The following is a 16,098-nucleotide window of genomic DNA, read 5'->3' on the forward strand; positions in this document are numbered from 1 at the left end:
AAAATGTTACCTTTTTTTACTGACCCATATCCTAATGAGCTAATTTATTCAGCAATTGCAAGATATCACTTTTATCATGGGAATATGAATTTTAAAGATACTCTAGAAGAATTGTTTCAAAGCAAAACTGTAGTCGCTAGCCTAGAGATAGGTAGTAGATTTGCTATTTTGGTTGAAAATATTGGACCAAATCATTCAGTCGAAAGCTTAATGGCTAATCATACAATTTATCCTTTCTATGCTCATTTTCTCCCGAAAACACGCCAGAAAGATATCTTAATAGATGTAAAAGGAATCGGAGGAAAAATACACGATAGGTTAGGTAGAGTCTCGGGAAGTATTTGTAGAAAAAGTGGAATTTATTATTGTTCAAATTGTGCTTCAAAAGACATTGAGAAATATGGAGAACCTTTTATACACCGTGAACACCAACTACAAGGAATTGATTATTGTGCAAATCATGAGTGTAAATTAAGAAAATATGCTATTGATTCATCAAAGCGGAGTCGTTTTGAATATATAAGGTTTGAGGAGCAGCTATTGGATTTAAGTGAGAGTGGAGAAGAGGATTCAACCGAATATAAGGAAATTCAAATAAAATTAGCTAAAATGGCTAATCAATTGTTTCAAATCCCACTTAATCAATTTTCAATAGAAGAAGTAAAATTAAAATACAGGGCACTTTTCCGTGAGTATAACTTAATAAGGTTTAGTAATCAGGTAAACCAAGAAAAGCTGCATAAGTCTTTTTTAAAAAGTTTTCCACAAGGGTTTTTAGAAAAGTATGAATCTAATGTAGATTATCAGGATCATGAAAATTGGCTTAAGCTTTTTATCCGAAATGGCGGGCCTACTGTCCATCCATTTCGGCATTTACTTGTACTTTACTTTTTAGGTGAAGATATAGAATCTTTTATGAAAGTAGAGGTTGATAATGGTCCATTTGGGAAGGGACCATGGCCATGCTTAAATAAGGTAGCTTCACATTATAGAGAAGAGATCATAACAAACATTTCACTCGAAGGCAGGATTGGAGGGTTCGTAGGTATTTTTTCTTGTTCATGTGGGTTTGTCTATTCAAGAAGAGGACCAGACATAAATGGAGTAGATAAGTATACGATATGCCATTATATAGATTTGGGGAAGTTTGGTTGAAAAAATTACATAAATTAAGAGAAGAAGGTTTAAATTTAAAAGAAATTGCTGAATTACTTTATGTAACTCCAAAAACTGTGAAAAATTATCTATTCATTCCAAGTGAAGTCAAAAAAGTAAATCCACGTATTAGTAAGTATAGAGCAGAAATTTTAGAAATAATAGATAAATTACCTAATAATAATAGAATTAATATCCACAAGGAATTACCTAGAGTATATGATTATTTAAGGCTAAATGATAAAGAATGGTTTAATACAAACATGCCACCTAGAAGATACAAAATACAACTGAAGGAAACAGTTAATTGGGAATCACGAGATCAAGAATACTATGAGAAAATAAAAAAATTTCATGAGGAATTTAAAGAACCTGAAAAGCCAATAAGATTTTCTATGGTATTTATCGGGAGGAGGTTAGAGATACTCAGTTGTCTTGAGAATTCCCTTCATAAGATGCCAAAAACAAATGAATTGCTAACGGAAATTACAGAGACAGTTAGAGAATTTCAATATCGACGTTGTAAAATATTGATAGATAAAATGTTATTAAATAATGAACCTGTTTCATTATCGAAGGTAAGAAATAAATGTAATATAACTAAAAAGGAACATTTTATTGAAATTAAGCCATGGTTGGAAGAATACATAAATTTAAAGAAAAAATAATGATTATGATTAGTTGGGCTTCTAATCTCTCCTTAATAGCCAGTTTAGATTGTGAAAAATAACTGTTCATTTTTAAAAAAACTCTTAGTAATTTAGAGTCTAAAAACCTAGTTATATTGACATCATATAAATGAGGTCATATAACTAGGAGGAATTAATATAATCCCATTTTTCACCAATCCTTATCCAAATGAGTTAATATATTCAGCGATTTCACGTTACCATTTTTACAGTGGAAATATCGATTATAAAGACACAATGGAGGAATTATTTCAAAATCGTTCTGTAATTCCAAGTATGGAGATTGGTAGTCATTTTAGTATATTGGCTGAGCATCTTGGCTCCAATTACACCGTTGAAAGTATCTTAGCTCAACATACGGTTTTCCCATACTACTCAAATTTCCTTACAAAACAACGCTATCATGAAATCATTAAAGATGTCACAGCAGGTGGACAAGGGCTTTATACTAGGCTGGGTATGGTTGCTGGAGGCATTTGTAGGAAAAATGGACTTTATTATTGTGCAGAATGCGCGAAAATAGATGTAGAGTACTACGGTGAGCCATATATCCATCGAGAGCATCAATTACAAGGAATTAACTATTGTCCTCATCATGAATTGCCTTTGCAAAAATATGAAGCAGGTATAATTAGCCGTATTGAATATATTCGTTTTAAGATAGACAAAATGAACCTCGCACCTGTTTATGAAGTAGATACTTATGCAGGAATATCGATTCATTTAGCTAAACAATCCTATAAACTTTTGCAACAGCCGTTACATCAACTCTCAATGGAGGAAGTAACTTTAAAGTATCGGACATTATTACGTGAAATAAATTTAGTTACAGTATTTAATCGGTTACGTCAAAAAGAACTATATCAAGCATTTCAAAGTAAGTTAACAACGACTTTTTTAGAAGAATTTGAGTGTAGTTTGGATATAGAAAATGAGTATAGTTGGCTCAAAGTTATTACACGTAATTCAAAAAGGCATGTACATCCATTTAGACATTTAATAATGCTTTACTTTCTAGAAATTGATATAGAAGACTTCATTCATCAAAACACTGATGAAGGTCCTTTTGGTGTTGGCCCATTCCCTTGTTTAAATATAGCTTCACCACATTACAAACAACGAGTAATTACAAAAGTAGCTGTAACAAGAGATTATAAAACGAAATATACTATTGGTACTTTTACGTGTGCATGTGGATTTATTTATGCAAGAAAAGGACCCGATATGTCAAAGGAAGATCAATATCGGATAGGCCGAGTAAAAGCATTTGGTGAAGTGTGGCAGGCAAATCTTGAAGAGTTAGCCAAAGAAAATATGAGCATAAGAGCAACAGCCAAAAAGCTAGGTGTGGATTCAAAGACTGTTAAAAAGTATATGAATACCGAGAAAACACAGCAAGAAATTAATACTCCAGATAAGACTGTACCTATTGAGAAATATAAATTAGAGATTTTACGCGGAATAAATGAATTTAAGCAGATTTCTAGGACAGAATTACGGGGGAAATTTAAAAAACAATATATGTTTTTATATAGACATGATAAAGAATGGCTAATGGATGTTTTGCCTTCTAAAATAAAGATGCAGCAACCTAATAAAAAAGTTGACTGGTCCAAAAGAGATCAAGATTATGTAAAAAAAATAAAAAGGCTAAATAGAGAATTATTAGAGTTAAAGGAGCCCATCCGAATCACAAAATCTTTAATTGGTAGATACCTGGGTATTTTAGCAAATTTAGAACGACATTTAGATAAACTGCCGCGAACTGAAAGGTTACTTTCTGTAATCACTGAAACTGTTCAAAAGTTTCAGCTTCGCCGTTGTTATATAATAATTGACGAAATGATAATTAGGAATGAACCAGTTCTTTTATGGAAGGTGCAGAGATTAGCGGCACTTAAATCACATCATTTCCATGATATTAAATCATATTTAGAGAACTATGTTCAACAGAGAAAGGTTGTTGAGGAGAAGTAAGAGTGGTAGAGGAGAGTAAGTTGGAAAGGAATCATTTTTATACAAGAGCGATTACTTTTTTGTAAACGCTCTTATCTTGTTAGAGAGCAGATAAAAAAAATCAACCTATTGCTTTTGACCTCGAGTCTAATTTAATCTACATGTAGGGGGTGGAAAGGAAAGTCATTACAGAGACAGTATAATAGAAGGAATTCACGAAAGGATAAAAGAGTGTCGTCCTTTTGCTAGCGAATGGGTGTTTCCTTCGCATACTGGCTGGTTAAAATGATTGACAACAATCAAACTTTTACGAAACTAAATTGGAAATAGCAAGACAGAATCTATTTTGAACAAACTTTTTTACAAAGTAGATTCCTTTTATATGCCGTTAAATACCGTTTTATAAGATATTTTAATTCAAACTTATTACAAACCTACACAAAATGTAGCTTTGTAAAATACATATATTGGTGGGATTCTACATCTTATTAAAAAAAGTGCGAGACTCTGTACAAATGTACTTTACAAGTCTGCACTCCTTTTTTACAATAAACACTTGTTTTATTTAAGTGTTTAAATCAAACAGCGTTTAATTATACTCGAAATTTTCTCCGCAACTGCTCATATGATTTATTATCAAAACCTATATATTTATCTTTCATCAATCTTCCTACTACAATTCCAATATTGATGTCCATTTGTTCTGAAAAAATTCTAATCATTTATTAAAAAGAATGATAATTTGTAAAATGTTTGTTCAACTTCCTGTATAGATATATAAGATATTTGCTTATTCCACAAACGGACGCCATTCTTCAATAAGAAGGTCGCTTTTTTCGTTATAGGGCTATTTTATGGAGTAAAACTTAAAAAACGGAATGGATATTTATGGTGCAATAGGCGATGGTTGAGAAGAAAATACTTAAATAAACGGGCAATTTACTTTGTAAAGATGTGAATTAATTAGCTGAACTGATGTGTAATTAAAAAGATGTCCCCAATTAACAGATATATCAGTGATAACTATACATATGTTTGTTATATATTATTAAGCGTGGTATAAGTGTAAAAGGAGCCCAATATTGGAGTTGTATTTTGACTGGGCATATATCTAGAAGAGCTGGAGGCTTTTCTAGAAAAAATAGATACTTTCATATCGGATGAATAAAGCAATTAGGTATCCAAAGGTTTTCCAAAGGAAGTGAAACTATGGCAAAAATTGTGATTATAGAAGATACGCAAAAGATAAGAGAGGAGCTTAAAACATTTTTAATCAGATATGGATATGAGGTTGTTGCGCCAACAAATTTTGAAAATATTATTAATGAGAGTTTAGGGAAAGAACCTAATCTAATACTTTTAGACATTAACTTACCCATATTTGACGGATACTATATTTGTAGAGAAATTAGAAAAATCTCCGATGTACCAATAATAGTGGTTACGAGCAGAGATCACGAGATGGACGAACTTATGAGTATGAATTTAGGTGCTGATGATTTTATTACAAAACCATACAATACTCAAATTCTATTGGCGAGGATTGAAACTATATTAAGAAGAGTTCAAGGGTCTGCTATTCGTGATACGCTTGTTTATAATGATTTAAAACTTAATTTATCCAATGGTTCTGTTACATATAAAGGGAAAATAGCAGAGCTAACTAAAAATGAAATCAAAATACTTTCTTGCTTATATAAAAATAAAGGAAAGATTGTATCTAGAGATGATTTAATGGACTTTATGTGGAACGCCGATGTTTTTGTAGATGATAATAACTTATCTGTGAATGTTACAAGGTTAAGAAAAAAACTTGAAGGGTTAGGTATGAAGAAAAATATAGAAACGAGACGTGGATTAGGATATATACTTCCATGAGTATAAAAGAGTATTTAAAAGACAGAGTTATATTCCTGCTGATCAATTTTACATTTTTTATCATCGTATGCGGCATTATGTTGCTTATTAACATCAATAGCAAAATAATTCTCCTGATTTTCTGTATTTGGTTCTTCCCTTTACTTGCGTATATAATTATAGAATTTGTTAAACAGAAAATTCTATATAACGAGTTAAATAGTATCATGGATAATTTGGATCAGAAGTATCTGCTGACTGAAATTATGAAGGAACCAGAAAATGTAGAAGGTAAGCTCTTATATGATGTATTGCGACAGGCAAATAAGGACATGCATGAGCATGTAAAAAGTTATAGAGATAGGGAAAATGAGTATAGAGAATATATAGAAACATGGGTACATGAGATAAAGACCCCGATTGCATCAACTCGATTAATAATAGAAAATAATCAAAACGACATTACTCGAAATATTAAAGATGAAATAAAAAAAATTGAAGAGTATATAGAACAGGTCTTATATTATTCAAGAAGTAATAATGTTAGTAAGGATTATCTTATTAAGGAGGTCTCTTTAGCGGACCTTGTCAGAAGTGTTATAAAGAGAAATTCGAGAGATTTTATTAGCAAAGGTATCAATATCGATATTGAAGCAGTAGAAGGGACAGTGTATAGTGATGCAAAATGGCTGGAGTTTGTAGTAAATCAATTGATCGGAAATGCAGTTAAATACAACAGACAAAATGGTGGAAGGGTAACCATTAATACGATTATAAATAAAAACAATATCGTACTAACCATAGAGGATAATGGCATCGGTATTCTAGAGAAGGATATAAATAATGTTTTTGAAAAAGGATTCACTGGAGAGAATGGGCGAAAGTTTGGAGGATCTACAGGCATAGGTCTTTACTTGTGTAAAAAACTTACGGAGCAGCTTGGATTAGGGCTTATCTTAACTTCAGAAACTGGAGAAGGAACAAAAGTTAGTATAATTTTTCCATTAGGAAGTGTTAACTTAATGCACTAATTATTTTGTAATAACGGTTTTATAGCTATTGTACATTACGGTAGCTATAAAACCGTTTTTTCTTTATGCCGCATTAAAAGGCAGTAATTTATAAGTACTGAAAGCGAAGCAGCGGGTATAATACTTTCCAGCTTAAAGTTAAGGGAATCGGGAAGTGTAGGCGGTAAATCAACAACTAAAAGCCCATTGGTTCAACCTAACAATCGGTGGGGTATGGGGAAATCGCCACTAATTGAAGTTCCATTTTGTAACCTTGCAGAAATGTAACTTTAATAAAATCTAAACAAATATGTCTCCCGAACAAGTACTGATAAGATGCATGTAGGTAATAAATTTAAGGAGGAATTAGAATTGAAAAAGGTATTAATCACAATACTCGTAGTATTTTGTTTAGGTGTTGGAGTTTTCTTTGGATATGAATACGTTACTGAACCAAAAATTGTCGATGGTGTTATGTCAAAAAAAATCGATGCTAGTGGGAGACCTGTAGAGGTAACCACTATGTTTGCACCGGAGGATACAGCTTATTTTTCTGCAAAGAGGAACCGATTCTGGATTAATAAAGCACAGATCGTATGGTATAAGGGTGAAATTGCAACAGAAAACAGGTTTTTAGTTGAGGAAGAAGTAATTGTTAACAAAGCGAAATATTTCTCTGCTAAACTGACAGTTCCAGAAGGGCTTGAAGAAGGTCATTACGGTGTCACTATTTATGTAAAAGGTTCAAAAGTTATTGAAACCAAAGCCGAATTCGATGTAAAAAAATAGAGGTTTATAAAATAAACAATTTAAGCTTGTAAAATAGAAAGTCGTGGAGGGATACAATGCAAAATATATTAAGCGTTGAAAAAATTGAAAAATATTATGGTAATAAAGGAAACGTTACAAAAGCAATCAATAATATCAGCTTCCGAGTGAATGAAGGGGAATTTGTAGGAATAATGGGCCCTTCAGGTAGTGGCAAGACTACCCTGTTGAATTGTATTTCAACGATAGATAATGTAACAACTGGCAAGATTATTATCAATAACAAAGATATTACCGCTCTAAAGGCAAAAGGCATGGAAGAATTCAGACGGGATGAATTGGGTTTTATATTTCAAGACTTTAACCTTCTTGACACGCTCACTGCCTACGAAAATATAGCTTTAGCTCTAACGATACAAGAGAGGGAAATAACAGAAATCGATAAACTGATCAAAAATGTTGCAAAAAAACTTGAAATTACCGAAATCCTTAGCCAGTTTCCTTTTCAAATGTCAGGAGGGCAAAAGCAAAGGGTCGCATGTGCAAGGGCTATCGTGACTGAACCTTCGCTTATTTTAGCAGATGAGCCCACTGGTGCTTTAGATTCGAAATCCTCAAGATTACTTTTGGACTCATTTGAAAAGCTGAATAAGGATTACCATTCGACCATACTGATGGTTACCCATGACTCTTTTACGGCCAGCTATGCTAATAGGATTTTGTTTATAAAAGATGGCCGGATTTTTAATGAACTAGTACGTGGAAATGATACGAGAAAGGAATTCTTCAATAAAATTATTGAAGTTGTGACTTTGCTTGGAGGCGATGTTGGCCATGTTCTCTAAAATAGCAATCAAAAACGTAAAAAGGAGTTTTAGGGATTATTCAATATATTTCCTTACACTGACACTTGCGGTATGTATATTTTACAGTTTTAATTCGGTTGAATCCCAAAATTCAATATTAGAATTAAATAAAAATGCGACCTTTATGTTAACGCTAAATAAGCTTATGGCTGGAACATCCGTATTTGTATCCTTTGTTCTTGGCGGGTTAATACTATATGCAAACAATTTCTTAATAAAAAAGCGAAAAAAAGAATTAGGCATATATATGACATTAGGAATGTCAAAACGTAAAATCTCGAAAATCTTGATTTTTGAAACTCTTTTAATTGGTGTGCTGTCCCTTATAGTTGGAATTGTGCTCGGGATTATTGTATCACAGGGTCTTTCGGTACTTATTGCCAACATCCTATCAGTTAATCTGGACAAATATAAGTTTATTATTTCATTAAGTGCTGGGATTAAATCAGTTGTATACTTTGGAATAATCTATCTTCTGGTGATGTTCTTCAATCAGTTTACAATTTCGAAATACAAGTTGATCGATATGCTGAATGCATCAAAGAAAAATGAAGAAGTAAAGTTAAAGAATTCTTTTGTATCATTGCTTATATTTATTTTATCTATGGTATTATTAGTAACTGCTTACACTAGAATACTAAATACAGGATTAGATGCTGAAAATACTGAACTGTTAGTTACTATTATGATGGGAGTTATCGGAACGCTATTATTCTTTTTCAGTCTCTCCAATTTCTTTATCCATATTGTCCAAAAGAGCAAAAGAATATATTTAAAAGATATAAATATATTTGTATTAAGACAAATAAACAACAAGATCAATACTAACTTTCTGTCCATGACTGTAATATGTCTTATGCTTTTTTTAACCATTACACTTTTATTTACCGCGTTTGATTTAAAGGGAACGATTGATAGAAATTCAGCGGGAAATAAAACTTTTGATGCTTCAGCTTTTCTCATTGTTGATAACGAAATTGAAGACTCAAAGGTAAATGACATAGAAGAATATTTAAATGAAATAAACTTTACATTCGAAAATTATGAAAAACATTCCTTTTATAGTGAATACAAACTTAATCTTACGATAGAGGACTTGTTATCAAAGTATTTAAGCAATCAGGAGCATATCGACTTAGAGCTAAATTACCTGGATGGTCCTGTATCTGCTATTAAAATATCGGATTATAATTCCATCATCGAACTTAAGGGACAAGAGGCTATTAATTTAAAGGAGAATGAAGTCTTAGTTGTATCTAACTATGGCCGGGTAAATAGTGCTTTGCCTGAATATATGAAGAATGAAGATATCATCAATATAGAGGGCAAAGCATACACCATCAAAAATGAAGCTCCTATAGAAGAGAATATAAAGAACACAGGTGGCAACGAATTCTTTTATCTTATCATTCCTGATAACTTCAATGGAGGCATGCAATTAGAATTCACAAGTTTCAACGTTATATATGATGATCGCTATGCTGAAAAATCGGAAGAAAAGTTTTCAACTCTATTTAACAACCTTTCAGAAGATAAATATAAGGACGTCTCCGCAGCTTTAGTTATTGGGAGTACAAGAGATCAAATAGAAGATAAAGAAAATGGTTTAGCAGCAATAATTGTATTTCTTGGTCTATTTTTAGGTCTCATATTTATCATATCCAGCGCGGCAACTATGGCATTGCAACAATTATCTGATGCAAGTGATAGCCTGGAACGATACAAGTCACTAAAGAAAATCGGTGTCACTGAAAAATTAATAAACAAAGCAATATTAAAACAAAGTATGATCCACTTTTTGCTGCCATTAGGTCTAGCTGTTATTCATTCAATAGTTGGAATAAGTGCAGTCAGCGAAATTTTTAGCTTCCACTACCAAAGTATAATAGTAAGTTCTTTATTCCTTGTAATAATATATGGTGCGTATTTTTATGCAACGTACGTTGGTGTTAAGAATATAGTTAAAAATAGTAACTAATTCTAATTAAATATATCGATCGATGTAATGTTCAACTTTGGGGCGCATTTCTTGAATATGGAATGCGTCTTTCTTCATGAAAAGACAATATTGTTTAATAATCATTTCTGTATGGATATCTATGTGAAAATGTGCAGGGTAATTTAAAAGCGCTTTGAGCATATGCTTAAGCGGATATTGTAAGATACAATTTTATTATTAACAAATTATGAGTAGGAGGAATTGCTATTATTTTAAAGAGAAAAATATTAACTGCTATTTTTAGTAGTATGTTATTTGCACTTATCTTTTCAGTAATTGGTGGCTTCGAGAAGAACCGTTTTTTAAATTTATATTTTAATTTATATTATTTAAACTTTATATTTGTAAGTACATATGGAGTAATTGTTTCCTACTTTAGTGACTGGCTTAGTAGGAAAATTACTAAAAGAACTTATACTTGTGAAATTATCTCCTTTTTATTACATTGCAGCTTCGGTGCCATATTCCAGATTTTTGGTCTAGTTTCTGCTATCTCATTCTTTATTTTAGACCGTTTATTAGGTAAGGTGAAGATTGGATGGCTATCAGGTGTTATAGCGTTATCAATCGTCGTGCTAGTATTTATAATTTTAATCAACTAATAGGCGAAATAAGCGAATTCAACTTAACTGTCGGAACTTTGAATTTTGTACTTAAAGTAACGAAAGTTTTAGTTAAATAGAGATATTCAACAACCGAGCGTGATTTTGAGGAACATTCTATAAAGCTGTTTGACTACTACTCAATTTGGCTGCTTTTTACTTCAATTAATTAGTATACAAATCATCTCCTTGGTGTTCAGAGATAATAAAGTTATTTAATAAAGTAGTTTAATTCTAATTGAACTAACGAAGCAGATTATGGAGAATATCTCCATTTCGTAGTATTGTGGAGAGAGATAACTTAAATAATACAATTTAAGGTAAAGAGGGGATTATGATGAAAATAAATTTAATGATTTTTATATCATCCAAAAAAGAACAAAAAGAAAACAATATCGGAGAAATAGTTATAAAAACATTTGAATCTAACATTCGTCCTGTAAAAGGGGACATTTTAGATGATCCAGGATTCCATCCAGGATTTCATAATGGATATGAAGTTGTTAAGGTTACAATGAATTATGCTTTAAATGAATGTTGGGTTTCACTATGCCCCCTTGAGTTAGAAAGGGAAGAAATCGAGATAGAGAACTATATAGAGAGACTTAAAGTAAACGGTTGGTGTGTTGTCTCAAAAGAAGAAATTAGAAAAAAGAATTAAAAATTTAGAAAAGAGTGTGTGAAGATTTGCACTTTAACTAACTAGAGCTTTAGTTGAAAAGAATTTTCATTAATAAGTAAGGTTTAAAAACCAGGCAAAATGCTAGTATAAAAGTATCCTACGTGTTTTATTAAAGAAGAGATTGACATCGCATTGCGCTTTTACAATAGAAATAATAATTAGGTAAGAAAACATACGTAAAAATCATAAAAAAATATAAACTAAGGCTATTTTAAGTAACGTTCACAAATGAAAGTTAGGAATAAATAACCTCCATTCAATTGAATGGGGGTTATTTAACTGCTTATGAACAGGTATGTTTACTTAATCTAGGTGTGCGACAGCTCTTACTTCAATCAGTTGTTCAGGGAAAGCCAAGTAAGTCACGCCGATACTGCTACCAGCTGGACGATGTTCTCCTATATATTCTTTAAACAGTCCCATGACTTGTTCGAAATGCTCTTGCTGATTTGTTAAATATAGTTCCACATAAGCAAGGTTAGACTTTGTGACACCAAATCCCTCGAGTACTCGGTCGAGATTTTCAAGTGTTTGTAGGGTCTGTGTTTTAATATCACCCTCACCAACGAACATTCCCTCCTGATTGTGGGAAAATTGCCCCGAAATGTAGATGGTATCGTTGACGCTGTACCCTTGGGTAATCCCATGATCCCATAGGTTGTGATTGTAGGTTTTAATAATTTTCATTGTTTTTCTCTCCTTTATTTCAATGTAAAGTAAGTATAGAATGACAATGAAGAAAAAAATAGTACGCACATTTTTGATAGCTACTACCAGAAAGGATAGTGTCAATTTGAGTATGAATGACTATAAAGAAAAGGGGAGTATCCTAGAGACACCTTTTGGATATACATTGTCAGTGATTGGAGGTAAGTGGAAAATGCTTATTCTTTACCTCCTAGCTGAAAATCAACCTGTTCGCTTTAATGAGATGAAAAGACAAATAGGAGCTATTACCTATAAAACATTAAGTGCACAGCTTAAAGAATTAGAAGAAGACGGTATGGTTATAAGAAAAGAGTATCCTCAAATCCCACCCAAAGTAGAGTACAGTCTCACAAATAAAGCAAATACTCTACTACCTGCTATGGAAAAGTTATGTGAGTGGGGCACCAAAAACCGTAATAAATAAGCTCTTTTTCAAGACAATGCAGAGAACAGTTGCAAATCCCCACCCCTGCAATCTTGTCTTCATAATAAAAGGTATAATGCAATTGAATTGAAAGAGAAACCCAATCAGGAGAGACGTTATTGAATGAATATATATGTGATAATAAGTTCATTACTTTTATTATTTATTGCAGGAAATGCTTTTTATGTTGTTTTTAAAAAATATAAAGAAGATGACGATTTTACTTTTAATACTTTAACTTGGATTGAGTTAATATTTAATGTTCTATTATTAATTTCTGAAAAAATTGCTCCAAAGAAATTTCATATCGTTATTTTTAAATTTCTTTCTTTTTTATTTGGAGTATTCTTTTTAGGCCTTACCGTTCTATTATGGAAACTTTTCTTTTAATATATTTCCGTAACTAAGGTGCTTTTGTGAATATCAATCTTCAACAATCGGGCGCGATTCTGTAACAAGTATCAGCGCTCGTTTTCATTAAAGGGCCATTTAGTGGAGGAAGAATCCTAAGAAAAATTGAGTACATATGGTAATGCTAGATTGGTTTTTGTGAAAGATTGTACTTAAACTATAGGGGCAGGTTAATTAAAAAAAGAGAAATGGGGGTTACGAGTGAGAGGTATATCTTTTGAAATTCCCAACGCTTACGGGAAATATTTGTTAGAGATATTAGATGGCATCAATTTAAAAGGATTAACTTTGAAAATTGGTGGTGGAGAATCATATTTTATTGAAAATAATACATTAGGGGACCCACTATTTCCAAATATCAGCGTGTTAAATGAGGAAGGACTATATAAGCAAATTTCAAGAGAAGATTATTATCTTATATTTGTTGATTTAAAAGGATTTCCGAAAAAGTCAGAAGTGAGAGAAATTGAAACCTATCAAGAATTTGTTGAAAGTGAATGTACATTTGTACTCCTATTGGTCGATTCCTCCTATGTAACAATCTATTCCAAGGACCAAGTAACCGTTAAGCAGTTATTCTCTAAGGCAATAACTGCTGGTTACAAAAATATTGAGTATATTACAGATGAAAATGATACACGAACAACGTTGATTGCTTTTTAATACATAATTTAGGCATCGTTTGACCAGCAGATTGTGAAGTTATGTACTTAAAATTAACGGGGTGCATTACATTAGTTCAAGAAGTATTACGTATTTTTATAGCTATGATTATATTTCAGTTATTCCATTAAAGGGCGCTTTCCTTGAATAAGGAGAGGGTCTTTTTCGGTTTAAGGGCCATATTGTTGAATAAGATTATTTTGTTAAATATTACCGAACTACGCTTTTGGAAGGTTATACTTCAACTATAGAGTCAATGTATGTAGGTAAATGAAACCTATAATTGTTACTCGAATTTATGCTTTTGGGGGATAGTTTCTATGTCTAAAAAATTTAAGTTTTTCTTATCTATAACTGCAATTTTAATAGGGATCTATTTTATAAACTTAGCATTAAAAGATAATGTACAAGAAATTAAAAAGACTTTGTACTCATTAAATCAACCAATGATGAACATTGCTCATATTGAATTCTTGGATAACAATCAAGCAATTGCTTTTTACGAATGGGGTAATCAAGAAAATCTTAATTTTGGAAGTGCTCTCTTTAAGAAAAAACTACTTGGATGGAAACTTGTTAGTAGCAGCTCAGCTGAACTCCTCTCTCATGGATACAAATTAGATTGGGGTTATTTAAACTTAAAATTTCATTTTTCAAATTATACCGATTTAATCAGAGGGAAGATACTTGATCCTCAAATAGAAGAAGTGAACATTACAACTAATAATGGAAACAAGTATAAAGCCAAATTAATCGAATATAACAATGTTGAGAAGTTTTGGTTTTTAGTCACAAACGGAGAAGACCTTATAGGCTCTACTATTACAGGTTTGTCTTCAGACGGTAAAATCATTGAACAGATAACACAATAATTTTAACTCTACTTGGGTTCTTTAGTGCAACAAGAATTTATAACGTAAACCTACTATCGTTCTCAAACACTAGTTAGGTAACTATACCCCCCATTTATTTTGAAAGGGGGTTGCTTTTGGCTGCTTCTTCAACAATCGGGCGCGATTGTTGAACAAATGAGCTGGAAATGATCAAACTTTTTTATAAAATTCTCATACTTATCTAAAAAAGAAACTCCATTTTTATCAATCTTTTTTCAAAATGGATTTTTTGAAGTTGCTATTAGATAAGGATTGAGGGATATTCTTTAATCAATCTTTATTCCAAAGCTACATGAGATGTTGAATTGAAATAAAGTTGCAACGTTTGTAAAAAAGTATAATCATCTCACCTCTAGATTTCTAGAATTCGAAAATGAACTAAAAAGCTACGAATGTTGTTAACTCAATGTTTCGTAGCTTTTCTTGAAGAGTAGAATAACTCGATCCATTAACCATGGGTCGAGTTTTTTTATTGCGATTATTTTAATGAATGTCAAAATTAAAAGGACAATTAAATAACAAGGATAATACAACGAAAAACAATCTATATTTATTGTAAAACGATAAATTTTGTGTTAAATTTATTTTGTCATTAAATTACTGAGGTGCTTACTATGAATGATGTTAAACGCGGTTCAACCACTTTTTTAAAGGTAATTATTTTTCTGGCTGGAATTGCAGTTCTTGCTTTATGTATATTTTTAGTGCCCCATATAGCGAATTTCGCATCGAAATTGTATCCACATATTTCACCGATGAAATATCTCATTTTCATCGTAATGTATGGAGCGGCTGTGCCTTTTTACTTTGCACTCTATCAGGCCTATAAACTTTTACGGTACATTGAGGAGAATACAGCGTTCTCGGAATTATCTGTAGAAGCATTAAAGAATATTAAGTGCTGTGCGATTATAATCAGTAGTCTGTATGTATTGGGTATGCCACTCTTCTCTTTTATCGCGAAGAAAGTTGATCCTCCTGTTGGATTTATAGGACTTATTATCATTTTTGCTTCGTTCGTTATTGCCGTTTTTGCTGCTATCCTCCAACGACTTTTACAAGAAGCGATTAACATAAAATCAGAAAATGATTTGACGGTCTGAGGTGAATGATATGGCTATTATTATTAATATTGATGTAATGTTAGCAAAGCGAAAAATGAGCGTAACGGAGCTTTCGGAGAAGGTTGGAATCACTATGGCGAATCTCTCTATTCTAAAAAATGGGAAAGCAAAAGCGGTTCGTTTTTCCACATTAGAAGCGATTTGTAAGACTTTAGATTGTCAGCCTGGTGATATTTTGGAGTACAAAAGTGATGAAGTCATACAATAAAAACAGGCAACAAATATTAACAAACGCTTGTTGATAGAGAATTTAAAGGATAGCTTAATTGTATTGCTTCTTTATATTGATGT

The 16,098-nt window shown here is 31.9% G+C and carries 15 protein-coding genes and 1 pseudogene; 15 read left to right on the top strand and 1 reads right to left on the bottom strand.

Going from position 1 to position 16,098, the window contains the following annotated elements:
• The first annotated feature begins 3 nt into the window (after positions 1 to 3).
• The 9 genes and pseudogenes from ACIQXJ_RS19295 to ACIQXJ_RS19335 all read left to right on the top strand — a co-directional run bounded on the left by ACIQXJ_RS19295 (position 4) and on the right by ACIQXJ_RS19335 (position 11,563).
• Positions 4 to 1,823 (top strand): annotated as a pseudogene (locus tag ACIQXJ_RS19295) (TnsD family Tn7-like transposition protein).
• A gap of 162 nt (positions 1,824 to 1,985) precedes the next feature.
• Positions 1,986 to 3,821 (top strand): TnsD family Tn7-like transposition protein, encoded by a 1,836-nt coding sequence (locus ACIQXJ_RS19300; RefSeq protein ID WP_403057049.1) that lies wholly within the window; start codon positions 1,986 to 1,988, stop codon positions 3,819 to 3,821.
• 1,188 nt (positions 3,822 to 5,009) lie between these two features.
• A complete protein-coding gene (locus ACIQXJ_RS19305) occupies positions 5,010 to 5,678 on the top strand; it encodes a response regulator transcription factor (RefSeq protein ID WP_403056552.1) in 669 nt (222 codons plus the stop codon).
• Entirely contained in the window at positions 5,675 to 6,688 is a 1,014-nt protein-coding gene (locus tag ACIQXJ_RS19310) for a sensor histidine kinase (protein WP_403056555.1), read from the top strand. Before ACIQXJ_RS19305 ends, ACIQXJ_RS19310 begins: the two co-directional genes overlap by 4 nt.
• Positions 6,689 to 7,039: 351 nt before the next feature.
• Positions 7,040 to 7,456 (top strand): hypothetical protein, encoded by a 417-nt coding sequence (locus tag ACIQXJ_RS19315; protein ID WP_403056558.1) that lies wholly within the window; start codon positions 7,040 to 7,042, stop codon positions 7,454 to 7,456.
• A 56-nt stretch (positions 7,457 to 7,512) separates the two neighbouring features.
• A complete protein-coding gene (locus tag ACIQXJ_RS19320; RefSeq protein ID WP_403056561.1) occupies positions 7,513 to 8,280 on the top strand; it encodes an ABC transporter ATP-binding protein in 768 nt (255 codons plus the stop codon).
• Positions 8,270 to 10,279, top strand: a complete 2,010-nt coding sequence (locus ACIQXJ_RS19325; RefSeq protein WP_403056564.1) for an ABC transporter permease — start codon at positions 8,270 to 8,272, stop codon at positions 10,277 to 10,279. Before ACIQXJ_RS19320 ends, ACIQXJ_RS19325 begins: the two co-directional genes overlap by 11 nt.
• Positions 10,280 to 10,548: 269 nt before the next feature.
• Positions 10,549 to 10,902, top strand: a complete 354-nt coding sequence (locus ACIQXJ_RS19330) for a hypothetical protein (RefSeq protein WP_403080884.1) — start codon at positions 10,549 to 10,551, stop codon at positions 10,900 to 10,902.
• 334 nt (positions 10,903 to 11,236) lie between these two features.
• A complete protein-coding gene (locus tag ACIQXJ_RS19335) occupies positions 11,237 to 11,563 on the top strand; it encodes a hypothetical protein (RefSeq protein ID WP_403056567.1) in 327 nt (108 codons plus the stop codon).
• A gap of 324 nt (positions 11,564 to 11,887) precedes the next feature.
• Here ACIQXJ_RS19335 and ACIQXJ_RS19340 read toward each other — a convergent pair whose 3' ends face one another.
• The gene (locus ACIQXJ_RS19340; protein WP_403056570.1) at positions 11,888 to 12,271 is read right to left on the bottom strand and encodes a RidA family protein; all 384 of its coding nucleotides are present in this window, start codon (positions 12,269 to 12,271) and stop codon (positions 11,888 to 11,890) included.
• Between the two features lie 106 nt (positions 12,272 to 12,377).
• On the opposite strand from ACIQXJ_RS19340, the gene ACIQXJ_RS19345 reads away from it, so the two are divergent.
• The 6 genes from ACIQXJ_RS19345 to ACIQXJ_RS19370 all read left to right on the top strand — a co-directional run bounded on the left by ACIQXJ_RS19345 (position 12,378) and on the right by ACIQXJ_RS19370 (position 16,015).
• The gene (locus ACIQXJ_RS19345) at positions 12,378 to 12,716 is read left to right on the top strand and encodes a winged helix-turn-helix transcriptional regulator (protein WP_403057052.1); all 339 of its coding nucleotides are present in this window, start codon (positions 12,378 to 12,380) and stop codon (positions 12,714 to 12,716) included.
• 123 nt (positions 12,717 to 12,839) lie between these two features.
• The gene (locus ACIQXJ_RS19350; RefSeq protein WP_403056573.1) at positions 12,840 to 13,106 is read left to right on the top strand and encodes a hypothetical protein; all 267 of its coding nucleotides are present in this window, start codon (positions 12,840 to 12,842) and stop codon (positions 13,104 to 13,106) included.
• A 222-nt stretch (positions 13,107 to 13,328) separates the two neighbouring features.
• On the top strand, positions 13,329 to 13,790 hold the full coding sequence (locus ACIQXJ_RS19355; RefSeq protein ID WP_403056576.1) for a DUF2691 family protein: 462 nt from the start codon (positions 13,329 to 13,331) through the stop codon (positions 13,788 to 13,790).
• A gap of 320 nt (positions 13,791 to 14,110) precedes the next feature.
• Complete coding sequence (locus ACIQXJ_RS19360) at positions 14,111 to 14,662, top strand: hypothetical protein (RefSeq protein ID WP_403056579.1); 552 nt, start codon at positions 14,111 to 14,113, stop codon at positions 14,660 to 14,662.
• 635 nt (positions 14,663 to 15,297) lie between these two features.
• Positions 15,298 to 15,786 carry a DUF2975 domain-containing protein gene (locus ACIQXJ_RS19365; RefSeq protein ID WP_403056582.1) on the top strand — a complete coding sequence of 163 codons (489 nt, stop codon included), beginning with the start codon at positions 15,298 to 15,300 and terminating at the stop codon, positions 15,784 to 15,786.
• A 10-nt stretch (positions 15,787 to 15,796) separates the two neighbouring features.
• Positions 15,797 to 16,015 carry a helix-turn-helix domain-containing protein gene (locus ACIQXJ_RS19370; RefSeq protein WP_403056585.1) on the top strand — a complete coding sequence of 73 codons (219 nt, stop codon included), beginning with the start codon at positions 15,797 to 15,799 and terminating at the stop codon, positions 16,013 to 16,015.
• Positions 16,016 to 16,098: the final 83 nt, after the last annotated feature.

The organism is Lysinibacillus sp. NPDC097868 (assembly GCF_044761135.1).
Lineage (GTDB): Bacteria > Bacillota > Bacilli > Bacillales_A > Planococcaceae > Lysinibacillus.

Bases quoted from the DNA above. Each gene is read 5' to 3' on its own strand.
- ACIQXJ_RS19305 (WP_403056552.1), top strand. From the start codon at position 5,010: ATGGCAAAAATTGTGATTATAGAAGATACGCAAAAGATAAGAGAGGAG.
- ACIQXJ_RS19310 (WP_403056555.1), top strand. From the start codon at position 5,675: ATGAGTATAAAAGAGTATTTAAAAGACAGAGTTATATTCCTGCTGATC.
- ACIQXJ_RS19320 (WP_403056561.1), top strand. From the start codon at position 7,513: ATGCAAAATATATTAAGCGTTGAAAAAATTGAAAAATATTATGGTAAT.
- ACIQXJ_RS19325 (WP_403056564.1), top strand. From the start codon at position 8,270: ATGTTCTCTAAAATAGCAATCAAAAACGTAAAAAGGAGTTTTAGGGAT.
- ACIQXJ_RS19330 (WP_403080884.1), top strand. From the start codon at position 10,549: ATGTTATTTGCACTTATCTTTTCAGTAATTGGTGGCTTCGAGAAGAAC.
- ACIQXJ_RS19335 (WP_403056567.1), top strand. From the start codon at position 11,237: ATGATGAAAATAAATTTAATGATTTTTATATCATCCAAAAAAGAACAA.
- ACIQXJ_RS19340 (WP_403056570.1), bottom strand. From the start codon at position 12,271: ATGAAAATTATTAAAACCTACAATCACAACCTATGGGATCATGGGATT.
- ACIQXJ_RS19350 (WP_403056573.1), top strand. From the start codon at position 12,840: ATGAATATATATGTGATAATAAGTTCATTACTTTTATTATTTATTGCA.
- ACIQXJ_RS19360 (WP_403056579.1), top strand. From the start codon at position 14,111: ATGTCTAAAAAATTTAAGTTTTTCTTATCTATAACTGCAATTTTAATA.
- ACIQXJ_RS19365 (WP_403056582.1), top strand. From the start codon at position 15,298: ATGAATGATGTTAAACGCGGTTCAACCACTTTTTTAAAGGTAATTATT.
- ACIQXJ_RS19370 (WP_403056585.1), top strand. From the start codon at position 15,797: ATGGCTATTATTATTAATATTGATGTAATGTTAGCAAAGCGAAAAATG.